We start from the raw sequence: 24,789 nt of genomic DNA, 5'->3' as shown, positions 1-24,789 counted from the left end.
GAGGATATTATGAAGATATTGGTTGTAGGCGGTGGCGGAAGAGAGCATGCTATATGCTGGAAACTAAGCAAAGAAAAGAATATAGAAAAAGTTTATTGCGCGCCAGGTAATGCAGGAATTGCAAATGTAGCAGAATGTGTAAATATAAGTGATACTAATATAGAAGAACTTTTAAAATTTGCAAAAGAAAATGAAATAGGTCTTACAATAGTAGGACCAGAAGTACCACTAGTTATGGGTATAGTAGATGAGTTTGAAAAGGAAGGTCTAAGAGTTTTTGGGCCTAATAAAAAATGTGCTCAACTTGAAGGAAGTAAAGCTTTTTCAAAAGATTTTATGATAAAACATAACATACCTACTGCAAAATATAAAGAATATACAAACTTAGAAGAAGCTATATCAGAAATAGATAGCTTTGGATATCCAGTAGTAATAAAAGCGGACGGATTAGCTGCTGGAAAAGGTGTTGTAATACCTGAAAATAGAGAAGATGCTATAGCAACTTTAAAAGAAATGATGTCAGATAAGAAGTTTGGAACTGCTGGAGATAAAATAGTACTTGAAGAGTTCTTAAAAGGAATAGAAACTTCAATCTTGGCATTTGTAGACAATGACACAATAGTTCCTATGGCAAGTGCAAAAGACCATAAGAAAGTAAATAATTATGAACAAGGACCAAATACTGGTGGGATGGGAACTTTTTCTCCTAGTGAAATATATACAGAAGAATTAGCAAATAAAGTAAAAGAGACAGTATTAGAAAAAACTTTAGAAGGATTCAAAAAAGATGGTCTTAACTTTAAAGGTATTTTATTTGTTGGTCTTATGATAACTGAAGATGGAGAGAAAGTACTTGAATACAATGTAAGATTTGGAGACCCTGAGACACAATCTGTTTTATTTAGATTAGAAACAGATTTACATGAGATAATGGAAGCTATATTGGATAATAAATTAAAAGATATAGAAATAAATTATAGTGATGATGAAGCAGTATGTGTTATGCTTACATCAGGAGGGTATCCAGACAGTTATGAAAAAGGAAAAATTATAACTGGTCTTGAAAATCTGGATGATGATATAGTAGTATTCCACAGTGGTACTAAGATGCTTGATGGTAATTTAGTTACTAATGGAGGAAGAGTAATTGGTATAACTGCAAAATCGACTACAGTTAAGGACGCAGCAGAAAAAGTTTATGAGAATATAAAGAAAATAAACTTTGAAGGAATGCACTATAGAACAGACATAGGAAGATAATTTTTCTAAAATGGAGGATAAGGTATGTTGAATACTGAAAATAAAGACTCAATGGTTAGAAGAGTATTAGTTGAAAAAAGAGAAGGTTTTGACCTTGAGGCTAAAGCTTTAAAAAAAGACTTGTTGGAAAGTTTACACATAAGCAATATAGAAAATTTAAGAATATTAAATAGATATGATGTAGAGGGAATATCAGAAGAAGTTTATGAAAATGCAGCAAAAACAATATTTTCTGAACCAAATCTAGATGTAGTATATTATGAAGAAATACCAGAGTTAAATGGTGAAAGAGTATTTGCGATAGAATTTCTTCCTGGTCAATATGACCAAAGAGGTGATTGGGCAGCTCAATGTATCCAAATCGTAAATCAAGGTATAAGACCTGCTATTAATACAGCAAAGGTTTATATATTATCAGGTCAAGTAACTGATGAAGAGTTTTCTAAAATAAAAGATTACTGTATAAATCCAGTAGATAGTAGAGAAGCATCTTTAGAAAAACCAGAAACATTAAAAATGGAAACTGAAATACCAACAACAGTTGAAGTATTAGATGGATTTATAGATTTAGATGAAGATGGATTAAAAACATTTGTAAGTGAAAAAGGATTAGCAATGACTTTAGGAGACTTACAACACGTTCAAAAATATTTTAAAGATACAGAAAAAAGAAATCCAACTATAACAGAAATAAAAGTTCTAGATACTTACTGGTCTGATCATTGTAGACACACTACTTTTATGACTGAAATAGAAAATGTAAAAATAGAAGATGGTAAGTTTAATGATATAGTAAAAGAAGCGTATCAAATGTATCTTAACTCAAGAGACAATGTGTATGTGAACAGACATAAAGATATATGTTTGATGGATATAGCTACAGTTGCAGTAAAAGAATTAAAGAAAAATGGAAAATTAAATGATTTAGATGAAAGTGAAGAGATAAATGCATGTAGTATAAATGTAGATGTTGAAGTTGATGGTAAGATGGAAAAATATTTAGTAATGTTTAAAAATGAAACTCATAACCATCCAACTGAAATAGAACCATTTGGTGGAGCAGCTACTTGCCTAGGTGGAGCTATAAGAGACCCATTATCAGGAAGAAGTTATGTTTACCAAGCAATGCGTGTTACAGGAAGTGCTGACCCAAGAACAACTTTAGAGGATACTTTACCTGGAAAACTTATGCAGAGAAAAATTACTACAGAAGCTGCTCATGGTTATAGTTCATATGGTAACCAGATAGGTCTTACAACTGGACAAGTTGCAGAAGTATACGATGAAAATTTCGTTGCAAAGAGAATGGAAATAGGTGCAGTTATAGCAGCAGCACCAAAAGAAAATGTAGTAAGAGAAAGACCAGAAGCAGGAGATGTGATAGTTCTTCTTGGAGGAAAAACAGGAAGAGATGGTTGTGGAGGAGCAACTGGTTCATCTAAAGAGCATAGTGAAGAATCAATCTTAACTTGTAGTGCAGAAGTTCAAAAAGGAGATGCTCCTAACGAAAGAAAAATACAAAGATTCTTTAGAAATAAAGAAGTTGCTCAAATGATAAAAAGATGTAATGACTTTGGAGCAGGTGGAGTTTGCGTTGCTATAGGTGAAATTGCTGATAGTTTGGACATAAACTTAGATTTAGTGCCTAAAAAATACGATGGGCTTGATGGAACTGAACTTTCAATTTCAGAATCACAAGAGCGTATGGCTGTGGCTATAAAAAAAGAAAATAAAGATAAATTTATACAATTAGCAGTAGAAGAAAACTTAGAAGCTACACATGTAGCTACAGTAACTGATACAGGATATTTAAGAATGTTCTGGAATGGAAAAGCAATTGTAGATATAAATAGAGAGTTTTTGGATACAAATGGAGTAAAACAAACTACTGATGTCCATGTTACTAAAGTAGATGAAGAAAGCACATTCTTTAGCTCTAATGAAATAGTGAAAGATGTTAAGTGTGCAAGTATGAAAGATAAATTTACAAAGGTATTATCTGACCTTAATGTTTGTTCTCAAAAAGGATTAGTTGAGATGTTTGATAATACAATTGGTGGTAATACAGTACTTATGCCATTTGGTGGAAAGTATCAAGCTACTCCAACTCAAGGTATGGTTGCTAAGATACCAGTACTTGGTGGAGAAACTAATACTTCTACAATAATGACTTATGGATACAATCCAAAGGTAGGAAAATGGAGTCCATTCCATGGTGCTTTATATGCAGTAGTAGAATCTGTGTGTAAATTGGTTGCTATTGGAGGAAATTACAGTACGACAAGACTTACATTCCAAGAGTATTTTGAGAAACTTGGTAACAATCCAGAAAAATGGGGCAAACCATTCTCAGCACTTTTAGGAGCATTCTATGCACAAAGTAAATTTGAGATACCTGCTATAGGTGGAAAAGATAGTATGTCTGGTACATTTAAAGATATTGAAGTTCCGCCAACATTGGTTTCATTTGCTATTGATACAGTAGATGCTAGAAAAGTAGTATCTCCAGAATTTAAAAAAGCAGACTCAAAAGTAGTAATGTTATGTGTAAATAAATCAGAAAATGATGTTATAGATTTTGAAGAATTAAAGAAAAACTTGGATAAAGTAAGAGAACTTATACATGGAAATAAAGTTTTATCAACATATGCATTAGGATTTGCAGGTGTAGGTGAAGCAATAAGTAAAATGTCTTTTGGTAATAAAGTAGGATTTAAGTTTAGTGAAGAAGCTGAAAAGGCACTTACAGATGATAAATTATTTGAGGCTAGTTATGGAAATATAGTACTTGAATTAGCAAATGATGATTTAAATGTGTTAAATGGATATAATTACATAGTGCTTGGAAGTACAGTTAAAGAAGCTAGTTTATTCATCAAAGGTGAAGAACTTTCATTAGATGAATTATCTAAAGCACATTGTAGTACTTTAGAGTCTATATTCCCAACTAAAGCAGAAGAAGTAAAATCAAAGATAGAGACTATAAGTTATATATCACAAGGAGAGGCTAAAAAATCATCATTAAGTATAGCTACTCCAAGAGTATTTATACCAGCATTCCCTGGAACAAACTGTGAATATGACTCTGCAAGAGCATTTGAAAGAGCAGGAGCTAATGCAAATATAAGAGTATTTAAGAATTTAACTTATAAAGATATAGAAGATTCTATAGATACAATAGTGAATGAGATAAAATCTTCTCAAATAATAATGTTACCAGGTGGATTTAGTGCAGGTGATGAGCCAGATGGTTCTGGTAAATTTATAGCTACTGTATTTAGAAATCCTAGAGTACAAGAAGCTATAAATGAGTTTTTAACTAAAAAAGATGGTCTAATGCTAGGTATCTGTAATGGATTCCAAGTATTAATAAAATTAGGATTAGTTCCTTATGGAGAAATAAGAGTTCAAAGTGAAAATGCACCAACACTTACTTACAATAATATTGGTCGTCATCAGGCTAAGATTGCTAGAACTAGAATTTCTTCTAATAAATCTCCTTGGCTAGCTCAAACTAATGTTGGTGATATTCACAATATAGCAGTTTCTCATGGAGAAGGTAAGTTTGTTGCTAGTGAAGAGGTTATGAGAGAATTAATCGCTAATGGACAAGTGGCAACTCAGTATGTTGATTTTAATGACGAAGCTACTTATGATATTGAATTTAATCCAAATGGTTCATTCTATGCTGTTGAAGGTATAACTAGTGTTGATGGTAGAGTGTTTGGTAAGATGGGACATTCTGAGAGAATTGGTGAGGCAGTATATAAGAATATTATAGGTGAAAAAGACCAAAAGATATTTGAATCTGGAGTTAAGTATTTTAGATAAGGTCTTAATATTTAATTGGTAATTACAATTTATATTTTGGATATTTAAACTTAGAGAGATGTAATAATATGATTATAATCATTCAATATTACATCTCTTTTTTATTTATATAAAAATAATATATTCTACTCAAGTCAAAATATAAGCTATGTTATAATTAATTATTAAGCAGAATTGAATATTTATTGGAGGTAAACACGATTAATGAAAATATTAATAACAGGGTCTAATGGTCAATTAGGAAAAGAATTGGTCAACCAATTAAAATCAATCAATCAAAGTACGAATCAACTAAAATATACTATATTAGCTACAACAAGAGATGATTTAGATATATCTAATCAAATTAGTGTAGATGATTTTATATTGTATAATAAACCTGATGTAGTTATAAACTGTGCAGCATACACAAAGGTTGATGCATGTGAGGATAATGTAGAGATTGCATATAAAATAAATGCATTAGGAGCAAGAAATCTAGCTATAGCATCAGAGAAAATTAATGCAAAACTTGTTCACATATCAACTGACTATGTGTTCAATGGTTTTTCTAAATATCCATATATGGAAGATAATAAAACTGAACCCAAGTCTGTGTATGGGAAAAGTAAGCTTATGGGAGAAAAGTTTGTGGAACAATTTTCACATAGGTACTTTATATTAAGAACAGCATGGTTATATGGTGATGGGAATAATTTTGTAAAGACTATGATAAGACTTTCTAAAGAAAACAAAGAAATTAATGTCGTTGATGACCAATTTGGAAGTCCAACAAGTACAGTAGACTTAGCAAAAGTTATAATAAATATTATGGAAACAGAACATTATGGGGTTTATCATGCGACATGTAAAGGGGAATGTAGTTGGTATGATTTCGCCAAAAAGATATTTGAATTAAAAAATATAGATATAAAAGTAAATCAAATTAAAAGTAAAGATTTTAAATGTAAGGCTCAAAGGCCCACCTATTCTGTATTGGATAATTTTATGTTGAAATTAATTGGATTAAATTCATTTGGGAAGTGGGAAGAATCTATTGAAGAGTATTTAAAAAACTATGATATTAGTATAAAATAAATGAATTATTTTTATAAAACGAAATAAGATATTATATAAAATATAAATATTTTTTTCATTTATACGATAATCATAATATAATAAAAAAAATAAATGTAAGGATGGGAGAAAATGAAAGGAATTATTTTAGCAGGAGGGTCTGGAACAAGACTATATCCTATAACAAAATGTATATCAAAACAAACACTTCCAATATATGATAAACCAATGATATATTACCCTATGTCAGTTCTTATGTTAGCAGGGATACAAGATATACTAATAATATCTACACCAAGAGATATAACAGCATTTGAGGAATTATTTGGAGATGGAAGTTCATTAGGACTTAAAATAACATATAAAATTCAGGAAAAACCAAATGGAATTGCAGAAGCATTTATAATAGGAGAAGAATTTATAGGAAATGATAGTGTATCTCTTGTATTAGGTGATAATATATTTTATGGGTATGGGTTTAGTGAAAGATTAGAGAATGCAGTTAAAAGAAGTGGTGCAACTATATTTGGATATCATGTAAGCAATCCAAATGAATTTGGAGTTGTAGAATTTGATAAAGATTTTAATGTATTATCGATAGAAGAAAAACCTAAAATACCTAAATCTAATTATGCTATACCAGGATTATATTTTTATGATAATGATGTTGTAGAGATAGCAAAGTTTGTTGAACCATCAGCTAGAGGTGAACTAGAAATAACTTCGATAAATAATGAATATTTAATAAGAGGAAAATTAAAGGTAGAACTTTTAGGAAGAGGTATGGCTTGGCTTGATACTGGTACACATAAAGGTCTATTAGATGCTTCTAACTATGTAGAAGTGGTTCAAACAAGACAAGGATTGTACATAGCATGTTTAGAAGAAATTGCATATACAAAAGGATATATAAACAGAGAACAGCTAATGAAATTAGCTAAACCACTGATAAAAACTGACTATGGTCAATATCTATTAAATTTAGCTAGTGAAAATATGTAACTATGGTAAATAAAATTTATTATAAATTTTATTAAAGGAGTTTGTTATAATGGGAAAATTTAATTTTATAAAGACAAAAATAGAAGGGTTATATATAGTTGAACCAAATGTGTTTTGTGATGAAAGAGGATATTTTATGGAAAGTTACAATAAAAAGGATTTTATGGAGTTTGGACTTGATATGTGTTTTGTTCAAGATAATGAATCTAGCTCAAGGAAAGGCGTATTAAGGGGAATGCATTTTCAAAATAGATATCCTCAAGGAAAGTTAGTCAGAGTTACAGAGGGAGAAGTTTTCGATGTTGCAGTTGACTTAAGAAAAGATTCACAAACATTTGGAGAGTGGGAAGGAGTAATACTGTCTGATAAAAATAAAAAGCAATTTTATATTCCAGAAGGATTTGCACATGGATTTTTAGTTTTATCAGAAAAAGCAGTATTTAGTTATAAATGTACAAATTATTATCATCCAGAATTTGAAAGTGGTTTTCTGTGGAATGATAAGCAAGTATCAATTGATTGGCCTTTAGAAGAAATTGAAAAAATATTATTGTCAGAAAAGGACAAAAAACAGAAAAGTTTTAAAGAGATTTGTATAGAGGTTTATTAAAATTAAAATTTAGGAGAAAAATATGAAAAAAATATTGATAACTGGAGGAGCAGGATTTATTGGGAGTAATTTTGTACATTATGTGCTTAATAAGTATGTAGATTATTTTATTGTTAATTTAGACTTGTTGACTTATGCTGGTAATTTGGAAACATTAAGAGAAATACAAGACAATCCTAACTATAGGTTTGTTAAAGGGGATATTTCAGATAGAGAACAGGTATATAAGTTATTTGAAGAAGAAAGGTTTGACATGGTTATCAACTTTGCTGCTGAATCCCATGTAGATAGGTCAGTTAGGAATCCTGAATTATTTATACAAACAAATATTATGGGAACCCAAGTGCTTTTGGATGCATCTGTAAAATATGGAGTAAAAAGATACCATCAGATTTCTACTGATGAAGTATATGGGGATTTGCCAATTGATAGAAAGGATTTATTTTTTACTGAGAAATCTACTGTCAATCCAAGTTCACCTTATGCTGCTTCTAAAACATCAGCAGACTTATTAGTAAATTCTTACTATAGAACATATGGATTGCCAATAACAATTTCTAGATGTTCAAACAATTATGGGCCATATCATTTTCCTGAAAAATTAATCCCTCTCATGATTTTAAATGCTTTAGAGGATAAGAAATTACCAGTATATGGTAATGGAGCAAATGTAAGAGATTGGTTACATGTATATGACCATTGCACTGCTATAGACTTAATAATTCATAAAGGTAATATAGGCGAAATTTATAATATAGGTGGTCATAATGAAAGAAGTAATATAGAAGTAGTAAAAATTATATTAAATCTTTTAGGTAAATCTGAAGATTTAATATCCTATGTAAATGATAGACCTGGTCATGATTTAAGATATGCTATTGACCCATCTAAAATAGAGAATGAGCTAGGTTGGAAGGCAAAATATGATTTTGATTTAGGTATAAGAGAAACGGTTAAATGGTATGTAGAACATGAATATTGGTGGAGAGCTATTTTATCAATTTAATTTTGAAGTTTATAAAATTTAGAAAGGGGAGTTTTATATTGAATGATATAAGTTCGCTAATTAATATATTGGCATTGACTCAATTATCTGGTAGCAACACTACAAATCAGTGTAATTGTACATATAATAATTCATCTGGATTTGACATGATTATGATGACTTTGTTAAAAGCAATATCACAAAATAATCAACAGACTTCTAATGGATACAATTTATCATCTAATTCTGAAAATTTATTTAATGAGCTTGATAATGTAGTAAATAATACAACTAGTAGATTTATAGATGTTGATACAAAAGATAAAAGTGTAAAGACAAGAATTGAAAATGCTGTAGAGCAAGCATCAAAAAAATATAACATAGATGCAAATCTTATAAAGGCAATAATTAAAGTTGAATCAGATTTTAATCCTAATACAGTTTCCTCTGCTGGTGCTAAGGGTCTTATGCAACTTATGCCAGAAAATTGTAGAGATTTGGGTGTTACAGACCCTTTTAATATAGAGCAGAATATAGATGCTGGAACTAGACACATTAAGGAATATATTGATATGTTTGGAGGTAGTATAGAAATGGGACTGATGGCATATAATGGTGGTCCTGGAAGGATGAAAAGTAGAGGGGTAGAATCAATTTCTGACTTGTATAAAATGCCAAAAGAAACGCAAAATTATGTTCCCAAAGTTATGAAATATTATAGAGGGTAGGCTTTATTATGGGTATAAATATAGATAAGCTAAATATAGGTCCAAGTAGAAATATAGAGGTAAAGAAAACAAAGGAAAATAATAAATTTTCTGATAGTCTAAACTTTGTAAAACAATCTTCTTCATTAGAGGATATAAAAAAGAATCTAGAAAGTGTAAAAAGGGCTGGAGAAAGGCTTGTACTTACTCAAAATTATGGAGATATTAGTAGGTATAAAAATGCTATAAAAGAATATCTAAAATCTGTTGTAGATAATATGTATTCACTTGATAAAAATAGTAGCTTTTGGGAGCATCAGTATTATAAGAATGTAAAGATTGTCGATAATAAACTTGAGGATATGACTAATCAGTTACTTGGTGAAGAAAAAGAAAACATAGATATTGTTTCTACTGTTGATATGATACAAGGATTGTTAATAGATATGTATAGGTAAGATTTTATATGAGGAGAAAAGTTTTATGAATAGTAAAAAAGAAGATATATATGAATTAAATTTTGGACAACTAATAGAAGAAAAATCTGGAGTTATAGAAGAAAATCAAAATGTTTTTAATGCAAAAGTAAATGTAGCTGTTTCTATAGGAAATACAACAGAAATAATAAAAAATATATTAGAGTTGAAAGAAGGATCTATAATAAAACTGAATAAAAATATAGATGAAAAATTAGATATCTATGCAAATGATAGATTATTTGCTTATGGAGAAAGCATTATTACAAATGAAAAATTATCTGTAAGATTATCTAAAATAGAAGATTCAGATATAAATTAAAGCTTTAAATAGCATCCCCTTAGGTTATTCTATACGAGTTTAGCTAAAAGGGGTATTTTTATGAAAAATTTAAAATATGTTTGAATAATATAAATATTTTTCTTTTTTGACCGATAACTAAAATATAAGGTTGTAATTTTGGAGGTGAAACTATGGATATTAAAAATGTGAGTTCAAATATTGTAATAAATAATTATTTAAAGAATACATCTGATGTAAAAAAAGTGCAAGAAGTTCAAAAAACTAATAAAACAGACAAGATAGAACTATCTAAATTTGCAAAGGAAATGGCGAGCGTATCAAATATGAATGATGAGACTGTTAGAAATAAAAAAATAGATGAAATAAAAAATGCATTGGAAAGTGGAACTTACAAAATAAAACCAGAAGAAATTGCTAAAAAAATGATAGAGGATATGCGAGGATAAAGCCATGATTACAGACTTAAAAGTTATAATATATGAAGAAAAAAAGATACTTAGTAATATGATGGAGTTATTAAAAGAACAATTTGATTATATAGTTGTAAAAGATATAGAAAATCTAAATAGGTTAAATCCTAAATTAGAAGATATCAGTAGAGAACTTGCATCTATAGAGATAAAGAGAAGACAACTTTTTAATGATGATGTTCCAATGAGTGAAGTTATTGAAAATAGTAATGATGAATATTTAAAAGAAATATATACAGAGTTAAAGCATATCATTGCTTTGGCTAAGAATCAACAAGAGTCAAATGATTCCTTAATAAAGAAGGAACTTATTTTTACTAAGAAAATGATTAATTTTATAAAACCAGTTGATAAACAAACTACAACTTATAATTCTTATGGAAATATTAGAAAATAGATATTGGGAGGAAAAATATGGCGGGATTATTTTCCATTTTAAATACAGCTAATTCAGGTATGAATGCTCATCAAAAGGCAATACAGACAATTTCTCATAACATAAGCAATCTAGATACAGAAGGATATTCTAGGCAAAGGACAGAATTTGCCACAAATAGTCCAATGTATATGCCTAGCCTGAACAATGCAATTGGGAGAGGTCAATTAGGTACAGGTGTACATGTAACAGATGTAACAAGAGCTAGAAATAGCTTTTATGATTATCAATTCAGGTCAGAAGCTCATAAATATGGAAAGACAGTTTCAAAGTATGACTATTATAATACTATAGAAACTATAATAAATGAACCATCAGATTATGGTATATCTACAGGTATAGATGACTTTTTCAAAGGATGGGAATCATTAGCAAAGGATATAAATAGTGATAGTAAAAAAAGTCTAGTGGTAGAAAATGCATCAAATTTAGCAACTTTAATAAGTGAAAGTTATAAAAAACTTGATAAGTTAAAAGGGGAAATAGATGATAATATAGACTCTGAGATAAAACAGATAAATGACATGTTAAAGAGTCTTGAAGATTTAAATAAATCTATTGATGTTATATCTGGTTCTGGCTCTACACCAAATGATTTACTTGATGAAAGAGATAGAATATTAGATGACTTAAGTTTTAAATTAGACCTTGAAAATCCTGATGTTAAAAATATGCTCGCAGATGGTAAATTAGAACTTAATGAATTAAAAAATGCAGATGGAACTTGGAAAATAGGTGTATCAGGAACTTTACAAGGATTGTTTGAAATGCATGGCAAAATTGATACATATAAAAGTGATTTAAAAGATGTATCTGATGGATTAGCTAAACAGATAAATGATGTTTATAATACATCTGCTGGAATAACAGTAAACGATTTTTTTATAACTTCGAATGTAGCTGGTGAAGATATCATAAAAGTAAACCCAGACATAAAGAGTAACTCAAATGAATTAAAGCTTACTGCTGATGAGGCTTCAAAAATTGCTAAACTAAAAGATGAAAAAATAGATATTGGAGCAGTTGGTGGAAAAGTAAGTACAATAAGTGATCACTATAAAGCTTTTGCAGAATCAGTAGGTTTAGACTCTCAAAAAGTGAATCAAGATGAAGTTAATCAACGTAAAATTATAAATAATATTGATAGCTCACGAATGAGTGTTTCAGGTGTATCTTTGGATGAAGAAATGACAGAGCTTATAAAAGTACAACGTTCATATCAAGCAAGTGCAAAAGTTATGTCTACAGCTGTGCAACTACTGGATGTTGTAATAAATGGAATAATTTAATAGAAGGGGGAGTCTATAATGAGAGTTAGTACAGGTATGATGTCAAGTAGTTATCTAAATTCATTACAAGATAATTTACAAAGATTGGACAAGGTTAATAGGCAAGTTAATACAACTAAAGAAATAAATAAGCTATCTGATAATCCATATAAAGCAATAAAGATATTAAATTCAAAAAGTGAAATAAAAACTATGGAAACTTATATTGAAAATTGTAAAGATACAGCAGATTGGTTAGAAACAACTGATACTTCATTAGATCAGCTTGGGAATTTATTATCAGACATAAAGAAGGGTTTGGTGTCAAGTGGTAATGGTTCGTATTCAGATGACGAAATAAAAACTATTAGCAATTCAACTAATGAGAAAATGAAAGAAATAGCAAATGCTTTAAATGCAACGCATGAAGGGAAGTACATATTTTCGGGTTCAAATACAGGAACACCACCTGTTGAGTGTATAGAGAATGCTGATGGCTCAGTAAGTTTGAAGTTTAATTCTAGTATAAATCTTAATAAATTAAAAGATTCTTTGAGTATGGATATAGCTCAAGGAATAAGTGTAGATTATAATGTTAAATTGGGTAGTCTTGGATTTGACCCAACAAAGGCTGATCCATTTGAAGATTTAAATAATATATCAAAGAAGCTAGCAAATCCAGATGATGCTGCTATAAAAGAGTTGACAACAACTTGTTTAGGTGATATGGAGAAATTAATAGAAAATACAGTAAATGTTAGGTCTATTTATGGTACAAAAGCGAATACAGTAGATGCTATGAAGGAAAAAAATGATGATAGTTTGATACAGTTAAAGGATGTTCTGTCGCAAAATGAAGAGATAGATTATGGAGAAAAACTTGTTCAATTAAAAGCTGCAGAACTAACCTATCAAGCTTCACTACAAACAGGAGGAAAGTTATTTAATGTATCTATATTAGATTACATATAGTAAAATAACGAAGATATGATGAAAGTTACATTAAAAAAAGGAATACTAGGTTTTGAAAATTTAAAAGAATATGAGCTTTTAGATATAGAAAATGAAGATATTTTAAAAGAGTTTAATTCTACTGAAGAAGATTGTATAGGATTTATTGTTGTATCACCATTTGAAATTATTAAGGAGTATGAAATAGTCCTAAATCAAGAAATAATAGAAAAACTTGAAGTAAAATCTCCAAATGATATTATGTTACTTAATATAATCACTATTGGGCAAACACTTGAAGAATCAACTGTGAACATGAAAGCTCCTATAGTAATAAATGTAAGAAATAATTGTGGTATGCAAATAATTTTACAGGATGAAGAATATTCAATATGGCATCCATTATTGAGAGGTGATGGTGGATGCTAGTAATTTCAAGAAAAAAAGATGAAGCAGTACTTATAGGAGAAAACATAGAAGTAAAAGTTGTAGGTGTAGATGGAAATAACATAAAATTAGCCATATCTGCTCCTGATAATATAACCATATTAAGAAAAGAAATATATGAAAAAGTGAAAAGTGAAAATGTAAAAGCTACAAATAAAAATATAAAAATTCTAAAATCATTAAAATAAAACACTTGGAGGAAGTAATATATGTATGGAGAGAATCCTTATAATTCTTATAAGCAAAATGCTATTTTTATGGCATCCAAAGAGCAATTGTTGCTTATGCTTGTTGATGGAGCATTAAAATATACAAAAATAGCTAGAGGAGCTATTTTAGATAAAAATACACAAAGGGCACATAGAGAGCTTATAAGAGTTCAAGATATATTTACAGAGCTAATGGTTACATTGGATCAGAGTGCAGGGCAATGGGCTAAAGATATGTATAGGGTTTATGATTTTGTAAGATATGAACTATCAAGAGCAAATGTTAGGAAAGATGTACAAATAATAGATAATGTATTACCTGTAATAGAACAAATTAAAGATACATGGCATGAAGCTGATAAAAAAAGTAAAGAAGAAAGAAGTAGGTATAAATAATGGCTTTAAATCTAACTGAATTAAATAAGTTATCAAAAGAGGAATTACTGTTGATGCTTGTAGATGGAACAGTAAAATATACTAATATATCAAAAACTGCACTTTTAAACAAAGACTATTTAAAAGCTCATAATGAACTTGTAAGAGTTCAAAATATATTTACAGAATTAATGAATACATTAGATCAAAATGCAGGACAATGGGCAAAAGATATGTATAAAGTTTATGAATTTATAAAATATGAATTAATAAGGGCTGATATAAATAAAGATATCAAAATAATTGATGATATATTGCCAATAGTAGAACAAATAAGAAATACATGGTATGAAGTCTATAATAAATTAGAAATATAATTATGATAGGAGGATAAATATATGTCAAGTATAAGTCCAATAAGAGTCACAGGCCTTTCTGGAAATTTTGATATGGAAGGTATAATAGAAGCTAGTATGACAAGGGATAAAGAAAAAGTTAATAAAGCGAAACAAGATCAGCAAATAGTTAAATGGAAACAAGAAATATATAGAGATATTATAAAAGAATCAAAAAGTCTTTATGACAAGTATCTTAATGTAGATTCTCCTAACAGTATAGTAAGCAAAAAAGCATACTCTGCTACAAGCATAACTAGTTCTGATGAAAGTATTATAGTAGCAAAAGGTTCCGCAGGGGCAGAAAAGATAAACTATCAATTTGCAGTTTCTCAAATGGCTGAACCAGCAAAAGTGACTATTAAATTAAACTCAAGTGATCCTGTTGTTCAACAGTTTCCTCCAAATGCTAGTGGAGCTAGTTCTTTAAATATAGGTGGTGTAAATATACCAATATCTGAGCAGGATACTACAAGCACCATTGTAAGCAAAATAAATTCACTTTGTGCAGAGAATGATATAAAAGCTTCTTATAGTGAAATGACAGGTGAATTGATTATTTCAAGAAAACAGACTGGTTCATCATCAAACATTGACTTGGAGGTAGTTGGAAATGATAATTTAGCTGACCAAATTGCTAATGATAATGGTATTACTTTTGCAACTGATGCTGGTGGAAATAAATCTGCGGTAGTACATGGAAAAAATTTAGAAGCTGATGTGACTGATGAATATGGAAGAGTAACGCATATAAACCAAGAACATAATTCATTTAATATAGATAACATTGATTATAATGTAAATTCAAAGGGGACTGCTAAATTAGTTTCTGTTACTGACACTGAAGAAGCTACTAAAAATATGAAGGCATTTGTAGAGGATTATAATGCATTAATGGATAAGGTATATGGGCTAGTTACTACTAAAAAGCCAAAAGATTATCCACCTCTTACAGATGAGCAAAAAGAAGATATGACAACTGAAGAAATAGAAAAATGGGAAAAGAAGGCCAAAGAGGGAATACTCAGAAATGATGATGAATTGAGAGCTTTTGTTGAGGATATTCAATCTATGTTTTTTGGAAATGCAGATACTATTCTTGCTTTAAGAAAATTGGGTATTAATGAATCTGAAAATTATAACAAAAAAGGGCAAATATCATTTGATAAAGATGTTTTTTCAAATGCACTTATAGATGATAGTGATAAGGTATATAAAACTTTAGCTGGATATTCTTCAAATCATGATAATAAAGGACTGTTTGAAAAATTAAAAGATATTGTATATGAGTATTCTGGAAGTTCAACTTCTAAACTGCCAAAAAAAGCAGGTATAGAAAAGACTGCTTCTGCCAGTGAAAATGTATATTCAAAACAGATTGCAGAGCAAGAAAAAAATATAAGCAGGTTAGTTGAAAAAATGAATGATAAAGAGAAAAGGCTTTATGCTAAATATTCAGCCTTGGAGTCTTTGTTGAATCAATATTCTTCACAAATGAACTATTTCTCACAAGCTCAAGGTAATTAATTATGGATAAATTAGAAGAAAAAATAAATCTATATAAAGACATATCTTTAAAAATTATAAATTTGATTGAAAAAGAGGAATATAAAAATATAAGTAATAGATTAAATGAGAGACAAGATATTATAAATAGTATAAGTGAAGTTGATAAAAATGACTTTATACAGTTTTATAATAGTATGGAATTAATTGAAATCGATAATAAAATAAGAGTTACTTTACAAGAACAATTATTAGAAGTAAAAAAAGAGTTGCATGAGTACAAATTTACTAAACAGGCAAATACAATGTATTCTAGTCTGAATAGAGAAAAAGTAAATATTTTTAATAAAAAAGTATAAAGTTATAGATTAACTTGTCCGATTATATGAGTGAAGATAAAAGTAAAAATGACAAGGATGTCAACTATACTAAGGAGGGTAAAATAATGAGAGTTAATACAAACGTAAGTGCTTTGATAGCAAACAATCAAATGGGAAGAAATGTAAGTGGACAAAGTAAGTCCATGGAGAAGTTGTCTTCTGGGGTTAGAATTAAGAGAGCTGCTGACGATGCTGCTGGACTTGCAATATCTGAGAAAATGAGAGCTCAAATAAAAGGATTAGACCAAGCAGGTAGAAACGTTCAAGATGGTATATCAGTTGTACAAACAGCAGAGGGTGCATTAGAAGAAACTGGAAATATACTACAAAGAATGAGAACTTTATCATTACAATCTGCAAATGAAATTAATAAGAAAGAAGAAAGAGAAAAGATAGCTGACGAGTTAAAGCAATTAAAAGATGAAATTGAAAGAATATCAAGTTCAGTAGAGTTTAATGGAAAGCAACTGCTTGATGGAAGTTCTACAACAATAAGATTACAAGTTGGAGCAAACTATGGAACTAATGTTGCAGGTACATCTAATAATAACAATGAGATAATAATAGAGTTAGTAGATACTTCAGGTATAATGAGTGCAGCTGGAATAACAAGTAGTTCAATATCAAGTATGAATGCAGATGGTGCTTCAGGAACAGATGCAGCTAAAAATATGGTATCTAGCTTAGATTCAGCTCTTAAGAAATTAAACTCATCAAGAGCAAAATTAGGGGCACAACAAAATAGACTAGAATCAACACAAAACAATTTAAATAATACTCTAGAGAATGTTACAGCAGCTGAATCAAGAATAAGAGATACAGATGTAGCTTCAGAAATGGTTAACTTATCTAAAATGAATATATTAGTTCAAGCATCACAATCAATGCTTGCTCAAGCTAATCAACAACCACAAGGTGTTTTACAATTATTGGGATAAAATAATTTAGTGTATTGGATATAAAAGAAAGGATAAGGCTTTGCTTTATTCCTTTCTTTTTTTAAAAGTATGGATTTGAAAGGAAAATATATGTTACTTAGTATAGTTATGATGGTCAAAAACGAAGACAAAATACTTGATAAAACTTTAAAATCATTATCAACATTGAGAAATTCTATAGAAAATGAACTTATCATAGTAGATACAGGTTCTACTGATGATACTATAAGAATAGCAAAAGAGCATACAGAAAAAGTATATTTTCATAATTGGAATGATGATTTCTCTAGTATGAGGAATATATCAATATCCTATGCCAAGGGGAAATGGTTACTTATATTAGATGCAGATGAAATATTAATTGATTGCTCAAATATTATAAGGTTTTTTGAGGATGGTCTTGATAAAAAGTTTAATTCTGCTTCTGTAAGACTAAAAAATCTTTATTCATTTGATAAGAAATCATATGGACATTGTTCAGTGTTGAGACTCTTTAAAAATGTTGATTTTAAATATTGTGGTAAAGTTCATGAACAACCAATGTATAAAAATCCTATATTTAATAATATTGCTGACTTTGAACATTATGGATACTTATTGGAAGATGAAGAAGTAAGAATAAATAAAGTAAAAAGAAATGAAAAATTATTATTTGAAGAATTAAAAGAAAATGAGAACTCTCCATATATAAATTACCAGCTAGGAAAAAATTTCATTATATTAGGAAAATATAGAGAGGCTCTAGATTATTTCGAAAAATCTTACAAATTATACTTAAAATTAGAAGTAGTACCTGGTTATCTAATAACGAATATTGCAAAAGTATATTTATATTTAGGAAAACATAAAAAGTGTGAAAAATTATGTTTAAAATATATTAGTAAAGACAGAAATAATATTGATATATACTATTATATTGGACAAGCACAAGTTGGTTTGGGTAAGTATGAAGATAGTATATATTCATATAAAAGATATATTTATTTGTTAGATAATTATGAAATAAGTACACAAGCAAATAGTTTATTTTCAGATACAGATACTATAGGGCTTAGAGACGAAGCTACTATTACATTGATAAAAATTTACTATAAGCTTGAGAAATATGATTTAGTAATTTCAGAGTATGATAATATTAAAAACATGGAAAAAAAGAAGAATGTTTATTTTAATTTGTTTATGTCCTTATATAAATTGGATAGATTTGAAGATATAAAAAGCTATTATAAAGAGGTTCCAAACTCTAAGGTTGAAAGAAATAGCTTTTATAGAAATATAGAAGAATTTATAAATAATGTGAAAGATGATGAGAAGGATAGTATATATAGAAGCCTTTGCGCTATTGAGGGTAATTATGGTCTTCTGAATAACATAAGAATAAATAAACATGTATCTATAGATATGTGTAAAAAAATACTTGATGAAGAGAAAGACGTAATTTATGCAGGGATTATAAAAATAGCTTTTGAAGAAAAAGTTGATTTACTAGATATTTTTTACGATATGGACTATGTTTGGATAGAAAAATATTTAAACCATCTTTTAGCTTTAGAAAGAAGTTCCAATTTATCAATATATAAATATATTATTGGTCGTCCTAATACATCGAAAATAGAGAAGATAAGAGTGTATAAAGTTATATCTAAAGTAGTTTTACAAAATGTTAGTTTAAGTGATGAAAAATATAAAGAACTTTTTTATATTTATATAATGTACTCTTATAAATACATAAAATACATATATAGTAATCTAAATGATTTTGAATTAATGAAATTTGTTTGCAATGATATAGATAAATTTACTCTAGAATTTAAGCATTTACTTGATGGTAAAAGTAAGATAAATGATGTTAATGAAAAATTAGAGTATATACATAATATGAGGAAATTACTAAATGAATATCCTTTTTACAATAAGATAATAAAAATATTTATAAGCGAATTAGAAGAAAGTATAAAAGAAAGTGAAGAGTTTAACCTATTAAAAGATAGCTTTATTATTCATATAGAAAATATGATTGAGAATGGAAAAATAAATGATGCAAAATTATTGATTGAAGACTATTCAAAATCATTTATAGATGATGTTAATATTTTAAATATAAAGGGAATTTTATTTATGTGTGAAGATAAATTTGAGGAAGCTGATTTTATGTTTAAAAAGGCATTGTCATTAGATATAGAAAATGAGGATACTATATATAATATAGAATACTTAAAAAACTTAAAATAAATTGAAAAATAGGATATTTAGAAAATAAGCATATCAATAACAGTTAATGAAAAATTTAAAAATCTAGTAAAAGATTAAGGATATAGATACGAAAATAATGATACAAAATTTACTAGTACAATGATATTCAAATACAATAAAATGGAATATACTCAATGGTTTTAGTATATAGACAATTTGATTTAAGGGAAACTAATTTTATCATACCTACTTATAATAATAAATGGACAAGGATATCTAAAAATTAAGCAGCAAAAAACAATATAAATGAAAATTATATATATTTTATCTTAATTTTTTTCAAAATTAGACGATAATATGTATGTAATTAAATCAGGCAATATCCTAAAAATGAATTTTTTGCACGTTAAGACAATATTTTAGCAATTTCAATATTTTATTGTTTCTAAGTAATTAACTTAACTTAACATAAAACAACAATATTTATGACAATCAAATTTTATCAAATTATTTTAATGCTTAAAAACCATTTATAGAGTATTTTTGTTAGTCAATAATCCAAAACTTATTTATTTTGATAAAATCTAGTTTTTAGCATTTTTGATTAAACTATATATTATTTTATAATAAAATTTAGAATTTTGCTAAAATGATATAAATTTTGTAAAACTATTTAAATTTCTAACTTAATCTTGTTTGGCGTACTTATTACTCAAAAATAGGATTTTATGCTTCAATGAAAGGGAATAAAATGGAAAATTATAAATTTGTTTTTGATTTAGACTCAACATTAACTAAAGAAGAAATACTTCCTGAGATTTCTAAGTGTATAAATAAATATGAACTTATGCAAAATCTTACAAATGAAACTATGCTAGGGAATTTATCTTTTGAGGAAAGTTTTAAGAAAAGAGTTGATTTATTAAAATGTATTCCTATTTCTAAAGTTAAAAGTATAGTTGCTAAGATTAATCTTAACGAAAAAATTGTAAAGTTTATAAAAGAAAATCCAGATAGATGTACTATTGTAACAAATAATTTAGATCTTTGGATTTGTGATTTAATGAAAGAGCTTTCTCTAGAAAATAAATATTATTCATCTATAGCTCATTCAAATGGCGATTTCATTGATAAAATTAAAATTGTAATAAAAAAAGAAGATATTATAAAAAAAATGAAAAGGCCTATAGTTGCGGTTGGTGATGGTAGTAATGATATAAAAATGATAGAGTGTGCTGATATTGGAATTGGCTTTGGAGGGGTAAGACCTATAGCTCCTGGAATATTGAAAGTATGTGATTATGCATTTTATGAGGAGGAAAGATTATGCCAACTACTAAAACAATTGTTATAAACAGTGCAGGTACAGGAAGTAGACTAGGATTAAATTCAAATAAGTCGTTAATAGATATAGATGGAAAACCGCTAATAATAAGGCAACTAGAATGTCTTGATGATTATGATGATATACGTATTGTAGTAGGATTTCAAGCAGAAAAGTTAATCGAAACTGTATGCTCTTATCGTAAAGATATAATGTTTGTATTTAATCATGATTACTTAAATACTAAAACTGCTGCAAGCCTATCTTTAGGTAAAAAATATTCTAGAGAAACTATTGTATCACTTGATGGTGATATACTTTTTTTCAAAGAAGATTTTGATAAATTTATTAATACTGATGGAGAAATTATTGGCGTATGTGAACCTTACACTAATAATCCTGTCTATGTTAAAACAAAATTTGTCAATAATGAAGAACTTGCTACAGGCTTTTCAAGACTAGAGGGAGATTATGAGTGGACTGGTCTATTTAAAATATCTTCTAGAAGTTTAAAGTCTGGTATAGATCATGTATATAAAATGATTTCACCCAATTTACCACTTAAGATAGCACATATCGATTTGAGAGAAATTGATACTTTTGAAGAATACAATGATGCTTTAGAATGGTATAGAAATAAAAAGTAAAGGAGCTTCTATATGGATGATGCAACAAGAATTTATGAAAAATATATAGATATAAAAAAAGATAATGTACAAAACTTTTGGAATGAGCGAGCTAAAAAATATGTTCCAGAGAGTCCTTATGCTTCAGTAAAATGTAATGATCAGAATCCTAATTATGCTGACACTTTAGATAAATATGAAAAAGAAATAATAATTCCTAAACTAAATATAATTAGAAATTCAAATATATTGGATATAGGATGTGGTGTAGGGAGATTAGCTGATGATATAGTTCCTGTATGTAATTATTATCTTGGAACAGATTTTGCTGAAGATTTAATAGGTATTGCTAAAAAAAGATTTTCCAATGATAACTGTGATTTTCAAGTATGTGATTTTATTAATATCTTACATGATAAAAAAATTAAATCTAAAAAGCCATTTAACATGATTCTGTTGGCAGGAGTCGCAATGTATATCAATGATGATGAATTAAAAATAGCATTGAAAAATTTATTAGAAATATTAGATGAAAAAACAACCATATATATGTCTGGACCTATTGGAATAAAAAAAAGATTAACTTTAAAAGAATTTTATTCCAAAGAATTAAATTCAGAATACAATGTTATATATAGAACTATAGAAGAATATAAAGAGATTCTAAAACCACTATTAGATGAAGGATTTAAAATTATTGAAAGCAAAAGCTTTTTGACAGATATAAGTCAATATTCTGATACAGAAAGGCATTACTTTATACTAAAGAGATAGTTTTAATATAAATAAAATTAAGATTAAGGTGAATCTAATGAACTATAATAAAAAAAATGAAGTTTTAAATCTTATACAAATGCTTATAGAAGGTATTGATTATATAAAAAATAACAATTTAAGTGAATCAATAGTTGATTCATCTCTTGAAGCTGTTAATTATATGAAAAAATATATAAATAACTCTGGAAGAAGTAATAATAGCTTGTTAAATTTAATTGATGAAATTTATGTGAAGATTTTAAGACTCTCTATATATAAAAATATAAAACTTATTGAGGATTGTGAATTTATCATAAATAAATTAAATTATTTATCAAATATAATAGAAAATAGTTTGAATAAAAAGTTGAAAATTGTATTTATGCCTTATAATGCAAAAATGTGGAATAGCTTGGAAAGTATCTGGAAATCTGCAGTTTTAGATAATCAGTGTGATTGCTATGTAGTTCCTATACCATATTATAAATTAATTGATACGCCTGATGGTATGACTCAAATATATACATATGAAGGTAATGATTTTCCTGAAGATGTCCCAATAATACATTATGATGATTTTGATTTATCTAAAGAAAGACCTGATATAATATACGTTCATAATCAATATGATGATTGTAACAATGCTACTATGGTAGATAGTAACTATTTTTCTTATAACTTGAAACAATACACTAACATGCTTGTATATGTTGCTTATGGCATACTTGGAACTTATCCTGTTAGTTTTTACTTAAATTTTTATGAAATGATAGCATCTAGAAACTTTGATAAAGTTGTTGCACAATCCCCAGCATTTGAAATTATAGCAGAATGTAGTGGTATAAACAAGAATCAAATATTAACAATAGGATCTCCGAAATTTGATTCTTTAATTTATAATCTAAAACAAAATAGTATAAATAAAGATTATGAATCTAAATTAAAGGACAAGATTATTTTCTTATGGACAACTAATCTAATGAAAATACCTAATGGTAAAGAGAGTGTAATTGATGAGATTGAAAATGTATTTGATATTATTGAAAATAGTCAAGAGTATGGTCTTATATATAGACCACATCCATTAGAGCTTGAATATGTAAAATCTAAAGCTCCAGAATGTTTTAATAGATATAAAACTTTGTTAGATTCAATATCTACAAAAAATAATATTATTTTAGATGATTCTATATCTTACTATGAATCATTCAACTTATCTCATGCTTTAATAACAGATAGGTCTTCCATATTAATAGAATACATTCAAACAAAGAAACCTATATTAATTTATGATATAAATATGAAACATGAATATTATGATTCAAGAATATTTGATATATTTTCAAATTATGTAGTGGGAGAAGAAGAAATGGATTTAATAAAATTTATGAACTTGGTGAGAAATAATAAGGACTATAAATTAAATCAAAGATTAAACTCTCTAAGTAGTGTATTATCAAATACTGATGGAAGCTGTGGTGAAAAAATACATATTAATATACTAGAATATGTTTTAAATAATCATATTTAATTAAAAACAATTCATAAGTAAGCAAATTTGGGGTTAGAAAATATTAAAAAAAGTTTGGAAATTTTAATACATATAAAAAATGATAAAAAGGCAAATTAATTAAGTTTGACCTTTTTTTATTTATTCTTAAAGAAATTAAATAGAGACTAAAGGAAAATTCTAAGGAAAATAGAGTTTTAAAATTAGGAATAAAACATATATGTAAATATAGGTATTCAAGTATATCGATGGAAGATAATGTTATAATAGATAATTTCAATGCAATAGTATAAAAAGGGGAATTTATGATAAATTTAATTTATATTGTAAACTTTTGTATACTATAAATATTATGTGCTATATTAGTTAAATATTATAAATATAAATATAGTAAGAATATTATAAATATAAATATTAGAGATTAAATTAAAAAATTATATAAAATATATTTAAAAAAATTGTTATTTATTGTATACTTAAAGTAAAACTAAATAGGCAAAACTAGAGAAATCTAGTGACGCAAAGCTATAGGGGCTAAAGTTTGTATATACGAACTATGCTAGCCAGTTGCCAAAAAGAGTCCTAAGTATAATTGTATACATAGGATTAGTCGAAGTGACTGCTTTTTTGGCGGTCATTTTATTGTGGAAAAATTACTTTATTACAGTAGAAAATACATATAATAACATATTTTACCAATTATAACAAAAAATAAAGAAAAACTGTCTGAAAAAGTTGCTATTTTACAAGAAAGGTAACTTTATGAAGAAAAAA

25 protein-coding genes and 1 riboswitch are annotated in these 24,789 nt (G+C 27.7%); all 25 genes read left to right on the top strand.

The window, feature by feature from the left end; genetic code table 11:
* Positions 1–9: 9 nt before the first annotated feature.
* The 25 genes from purD to Q3304_RS07575 all read left to right on the top strand — a co-directional run bounded on the left by purD (position 10) and on the right by Q3304_RS07575 (position 24,036).
* Positions 10–1,260: a phosphoribosylamine--glycine ligase gene (purD, locus tag Q3304_RS07695; protein WP_074178090.1), complete on the top strand. Its 1,251-nt coding sequence runs from the start codon at positions 10–12 to the stop codon at positions 1,258–1,260.
* 24 nt (positions 1,261–1,284) lie between these two features.
* The gene (locus Q3304_RS07690) at positions 1,285–5,091 is read left to right on the top strand and encodes a phosphoribosylformylglycinamidine synthase (protein WP_407813936.1); all 3,807 of its coding nucleotides are present in this window, start codon (positions 1,285–1,287) and stop codon (positions 5,089–5,091) included.
* 204 nt (positions 5,092–5,295) lie between these two features.
* Positions 5,296–6,168 carry a dTDP-4-dehydrorhamnose reductase gene (gene rfbD / locus Q3304_RS07685; protein WP_407813935.1) on the top strand — a complete coding sequence of 291 codons (873 nt, stop codon included), beginning with the start codon at positions 5,296–5,298 and terminating at the stop codon, positions 6,166–6,168.
* A 111-nt stretch (positions 6,169–6,279) separates the two neighbouring features.
* Complete coding sequence (rfbA, locus tag Q3304_RS07680) at positions 6,280–7,149, top strand: glucose-1-phosphate thymidylyltransferase RfbA (protein WP_243193842.1); 870 nt, start codon at positions 6,280–6,282, stop codon at positions 7,147–7,149.
* Between the two features lie 49 nt (positions 7,150–7,198).
* Positions 7,199–7,759 carry a dTDP-4-dehydrorhamnose 3,5-epimerase gene (gene rfbC, locus Q3304_RS07675; RefSeq protein WP_243193843.1) on the top strand — a complete coding sequence of 187 codons (561 nt, stop codon included), beginning with the start codon at positions 7,199–7,201 and terminating at the stop codon, positions 7,757–7,759.
* A gap of 22 nt (positions 7,760–7,781) precedes the next feature.
* The gene (gene rfbB / locus Q3304_RS07670; protein WP_407813934.1) at positions 7,782–8,765 is read left to right on the top strand and encodes a dTDP-glucose 4,6-dehydratase; all 984 of its coding nucleotides are present in this window, start codon (positions 7,782–7,784) and stop codon (positions 8,763–8,765) included.
* Between the two features lie 38 nt (positions 8,766–8,803).
* The gene (locus tag Q3304_RS07665) at positions 8,804–9,472 is read left to right on the top strand and encodes a lytic transglycosylase domain-containing protein (protein ID WP_407813933.1); all 669 of its coding nucleotides are present in this window, start codon (positions 8,804–8,806) and stop codon (positions 9,470–9,472) included.
* 8 nt (positions 9,473–9,480) lie between these two features.
* Positions 9,481–9,909: a YaaR family protein gene (locus Q3304_RS07660; protein ID WP_054268786.1), complete on the top strand. Its 429-nt coding sequence runs from the start codon at positions 9,481–9,483 to the stop codon at positions 9,907–9,909.
* Between the two features lie 25 nt (positions 9,910–9,934).
* On the top strand, positions 9,935–10,249 hold the full coding sequence (locus Q3304_RS07655) for a FliM/FliN family flagellar motor switch protein (RefSeq protein WP_054268787.1): 315 nt from the start codon (positions 9,935–9,937) through the stop codon (positions 10,247–10,249).
* A gap of 152 nt (positions 10,250–10,401) precedes the next feature.
* The gene (flgM, locus tag Q3304_RS07650) at positions 10,402–10,677 is read left to right on the top strand and encodes a flagellar biosynthesis anti-sigma factor FlgM (protein WP_407813932.1); all 276 of its coding nucleotides are present in this window, start codon (positions 10,402–10,404) and stop codon (positions 10,675–10,677) included.
* A 4-nt stretch (positions 10,678–10,681) separates the two neighbouring features.
* On the top strand, positions 10,682–11,098 hold the full coding sequence (locus Q3304_RS07645; RefSeq protein WP_054268789.1) for a flagellar protein FlgN: 417 nt from the start codon (positions 10,682–10,684) through the stop codon (positions 11,096–11,098).
* Between the two features lie 17 nt (positions 11,099–11,115).
* Positions 11,116–12,426: a flagellar hook-associated protein FlgK gene (gene flgK / locus Q3304_RS07640; protein ID WP_407813931.1), complete on the top strand. Its 1,311-nt coding sequence runs from the start codon at positions 11,116–11,118 to the stop codon at positions 12,424–12,426.
* Positions 12,427–12,444: 18 nt separating this feature from the next.
* Entirely contained in the window at positions 12,445–13,377 is a 933-nt protein-coding gene (flgL, locus tag Q3304_RS07635; RefSeq protein WP_074178085.1) for a flagellar hook-associated protein FlgL, read from the top strand.
* Positions 13,378–13,392: 15 nt separating this feature from the next.
* The gene (locus Q3304_RS07630; RefSeq protein ID WP_074178084.1) at positions 13,393–13,785 is read left to right on the top strand and encodes a flagellar assembly protein FliW; all 393 of its coding nucleotides are present in this window, start codon (positions 13,393–13,395) and stop codon (positions 13,783–13,785) included.
* Positions 13,779–13,991 carry a carbon storage regulator CsrA gene (gene csrA / locus Q3304_RS07625; protein WP_054268793.1) on the top strand — a complete coding sequence of 71 codons (213 nt, stop codon included), beginning with the start codon at positions 13,779–13,781 and terminating at the stop codon, positions 13,989–13,991. The genes Q3304_RS07630 and csrA overlap by 7 nt, the downstream gene beginning before the upstream one ends.
* A gap of 21 nt (positions 13,992–14,012) precedes the next feature.
* Positions 14,013–14,408: a flagellar export chaperone FliS gene (gene fliS, locus Q3304_RS07620; protein ID WP_054268794.1), complete on the top strand. Its 396-nt coding sequence runs from the start codon at positions 14,013–14,015 to the stop codon at positions 14,406–14,408.
* Positions 14,408–14,764, top strand: coding sequence for a flagellar export chaperone FliS (gene fliS, locus Q3304_RS07615; RefSeq protein ID WP_054268795.1), 357 nt, complete (start codon positions 14,408–14,410; stop codon positions 14,762–14,764). Before fliS (Q3304_RS07620) ends, fliS (Q3304_RS07615) begins: the two co-directional genes overlap by 1 nt.
* Before the next feature lie 21 nt (positions 14,765–14,785).
* Positions 14,786–16,309 (top strand): flagellar filament capping protein FliD, encoded by a 1,524-nt coding sequence (fliD, locus tag Q3304_RS07610; RefSeq protein ID WP_074178082.1) that lies wholly within the window; start codon positions 14,786–14,788, stop codon positions 16,307–16,309.
* A 2-nt stretch (positions 16,310–16,311) separates the two neighbouring features.
* A complete protein-coding gene (locus Q3304_RS07605; protein ID WP_074178081.1) occupies positions 16,312–16,647 on the top strand; it encodes a flagellar protein FliT in 336 nt (111 codons plus the stop codon).
* A gap of 86 nt (positions 16,648–16,733) precedes the next feature.
* Positions 16,734–17,606: a flagellin gene (locus Q3304_RS07600; protein WP_074178080.1), complete on the top strand. Its 873-nt coding sequence runs from the start codon at positions 16,734–16,736 to the stop codon at positions 17,604–17,606.
* A gap of 69 nt (positions 17,607–17,675) precedes the next feature.
* Positions 17,676–19,838, top strand: coding sequence for a glycosyltransferase (locus tag Q3304_RS07595; protein ID WP_227832365.1), 2,163 nt, complete (start codon positions 17,676–17,678; stop codon positions 19,836–19,838).
* A 712-nt stretch (positions 19,839–20,550) separates the two neighbouring features.
* Positions 20,551–21,153, top strand: a complete 603-nt coding sequence (locus Q3304_RS07590) for an HAD-IB family phosphatase (RefSeq protein ID WP_074178128.1) — start codon at positions 20,551–20,553, stop codon at positions 21,151–21,153.
* The gene (locus Q3304_RS07585) at positions 21,126–21,770 is read left to right on the top strand and encodes an NTP transferase domain-containing protein (protein WP_407813930.1); all 645 of its coding nucleotides are present in this window, start codon (positions 21,126–21,128) and stop codon (positions 21,768–21,770) included. Before Q3304_RS07590 ends, Q3304_RS07585 begins: the two co-directional genes overlap by 28 nt.
* A gap of 12 nt (positions 21,771–21,782) precedes the next feature.
* Positions 21,783–22,523, top strand: coding sequence for a class I SAM-dependent methyltransferase (locus Q3304_RS07580; RefSeq protein WP_407813929.1), 741 nt, complete (start codon positions 21,783–21,785; stop codon positions 22,521–22,523).
* Positions 22,524–22,560: 37 nt separating this feature from the next.
* A complete protein-coding gene (locus Q3304_RS07575; RefSeq protein WP_407813928.1) occupies positions 22,561–24,036 on the top strand; it encodes a CDP-glycerol glycerophosphotransferase family protein in 1,476 nt (491 codons plus the stop codon).
* A gap of 463 nt (positions 24,037–24,499) precedes the next feature.
* Positions 24,500–24,590, top strand: a riboswitch (cyclic di-GMP riboswitch).
* Positions 24,591–24,789 lie beyond the last annotated feature (199 nt).

Origin of the sequence: Clostridioides sp. GD02377, assembly GCF_045899875.1 — a bacterium.
Classification (GTDB): domain Bacteria; phylum Bacillota; class Clostridia; order Peptostreptococcales; family Peptostreptococcaceae; genus Clostridioides; species Clostridioides difficile_A.
This window is presented reverse-complemented; position numbering and strand designations above follow the sequence as displayed.

Excerpts from the sequence above, each read along its gene's own strand:
- Q3304_RS07630 (WP_074178084.1), top strand. The coding sequence starts at position 13,393 with ATGATGAAAGTTACATTAAAAAAAGGAATACTAGGTTTTGAAAATTTA.
- Q3304_RS07690 (WP_407813936.1), top strand. The coding sequence starts at position 1,285 with ATGTTGAATACTGAAAATAAAGACTCAATGGTTAGAAGAGTATTAGTT.
- Q3304_RS07645 (WP_054268789.1), top strand. The coding sequence starts at position 10,682 with ATGATTACAGACTTAAAAGTTATAATATATGAAGAAAAAAAGATACTT.
- purD (WP_074178090.1), top strand. The coding sequence starts at position 10 with ATGAAGATATTGGTTGTAGGCGGTGGCGGAAGAGAGCATGCTATATGC.
- fliS (WP_054268794.1), top strand. The coding sequence starts at position 14,013 with ATGTATGGAGAGAATCCTTATAATTCTTATAAGCAAAATGCTATTTTT.
- Q3304_RS07600 (WP_074178080.1), top strand. The coding sequence starts at position 16,734 with ATGAGAGTTAATACAAACGTAAGTGCTTTGATAGCAAACAATCAAATG.
- flgL (WP_074178085.1), top strand. The coding sequence starts at position 12,445 with ATGAGAGTTAGTACAGGTATGATGTCAAGTAGTTATCTAAATTCATTA.
- rfbC (WP_243193843.1), top strand. The coding sequence starts at position 7,199 with ATGGGAAAATTTAATTTTATAAAGACAAAAATAGAAGGGTTATATATA.
- Q3304_RS07585 (WP_407813930.1), top strand. The coding sequence starts at position 21,126 with ATGCCAACTACTAAAACAATTGTTATAAACAGTGCAGGTACAGGAAGT.
- rfbD (WP_407813935.1), top strand. The coding sequence starts at position 5,296 with ATGAAAATATTAATAACAGGGTCTAATGGTCAATTAGGAAAAGAATTG.
- Q3304_RS07580 (WP_407813929.1), top strand. The coding sequence starts at position 21,783 with ATGGATGATGCAACAAGAATTTATGAAAAATATATAGATATAAAAAAA.
- Q3304_RS07605 (WP_074178081.1), top strand. The coding sequence starts at position 16,312 with ATGGATAAATTAGAAGAAAAAATAAATCTATATAAAGACATATCTTTA.
- flgM (WP_407813932.1), top strand. The coding sequence starts at position 10,402 with ATGGATATTAAAAATGTGAGTTCAAATATTGTAATAAATAATTATTTA.
- Q3304_RS07660 (WP_054268786.1), top strand. The coding sequence starts at position 9,481 with ATGGGTATAAATATAGATAAGCTAAATATAGGTCCAAGTAGAAATATA.
- csrA (WP_054268793.1), top strand. The coding sequence starts at position 13,779 with ATGCTAGTAATTTCAAGAAAAAAAGATGAAGCAGTACTTATAGGAGAA.
- rfbB (WP_407813934.1), top strand. The coding sequence starts at position 7,782 with ATGAAAAAAATATTGATAACTGGAGGAGCAGGATTTATTGGGAGTAAT.
- Q3304_RS07590 (WP_074178128.1), top strand. The coding sequence starts at position 20,551 with ATGGAAAATTATAAATTTGTTTTTGATTTAGACTCAACATTAACTAAA.
- Q3304_RS07575 (WP_407813928.1), top strand. The coding sequence starts at position 22,561 with ATGAACTATAATAAAAAAAATGAAGTTTTAAATCTTATACAAATGCTT.
- flgK (WP_407813931.1), top strand. The coding sequence starts at position 11,116 with ATGGCGGGATTATTTTCCATTTTAAATACAGCTAATTCAGGTATGAAT.
- fliS (WP_054268795.1), top strand. The coding sequence starts at position 14,408 with ATGGCTTTAAATCTAACTGAATTAAATAAGTTATCAAAAGAGGAATTA.
- rfbA (WP_243193842.1), top strand. The coding sequence starts at position 6,280 with ATGAAAGGAATTATTTTAGCAGGAGGGTCTGGAACAAGACTATATCCT.
- fliD (WP_074178082.1), top strand. The coding sequence starts at position 14,786 with ATGTCAAGTATAAGTCCAATAAGAGTCACAGGCCTTTCTGGAAATTTT.
- Q3304_RS07595 (WP_227832365.1), top strand. The coding sequence starts at position 17,676 with ATGGATTTGAAAGGAAAATATATGTTACTTAGTATAGTTATGATGGTC.
- Q3304_RS07655 (WP_054268787.1), top strand. The coding sequence starts at position 9,935 with ATGAATAGTAAAAAAGAAGATATATATGAATTAAATTTTGGACAACTA.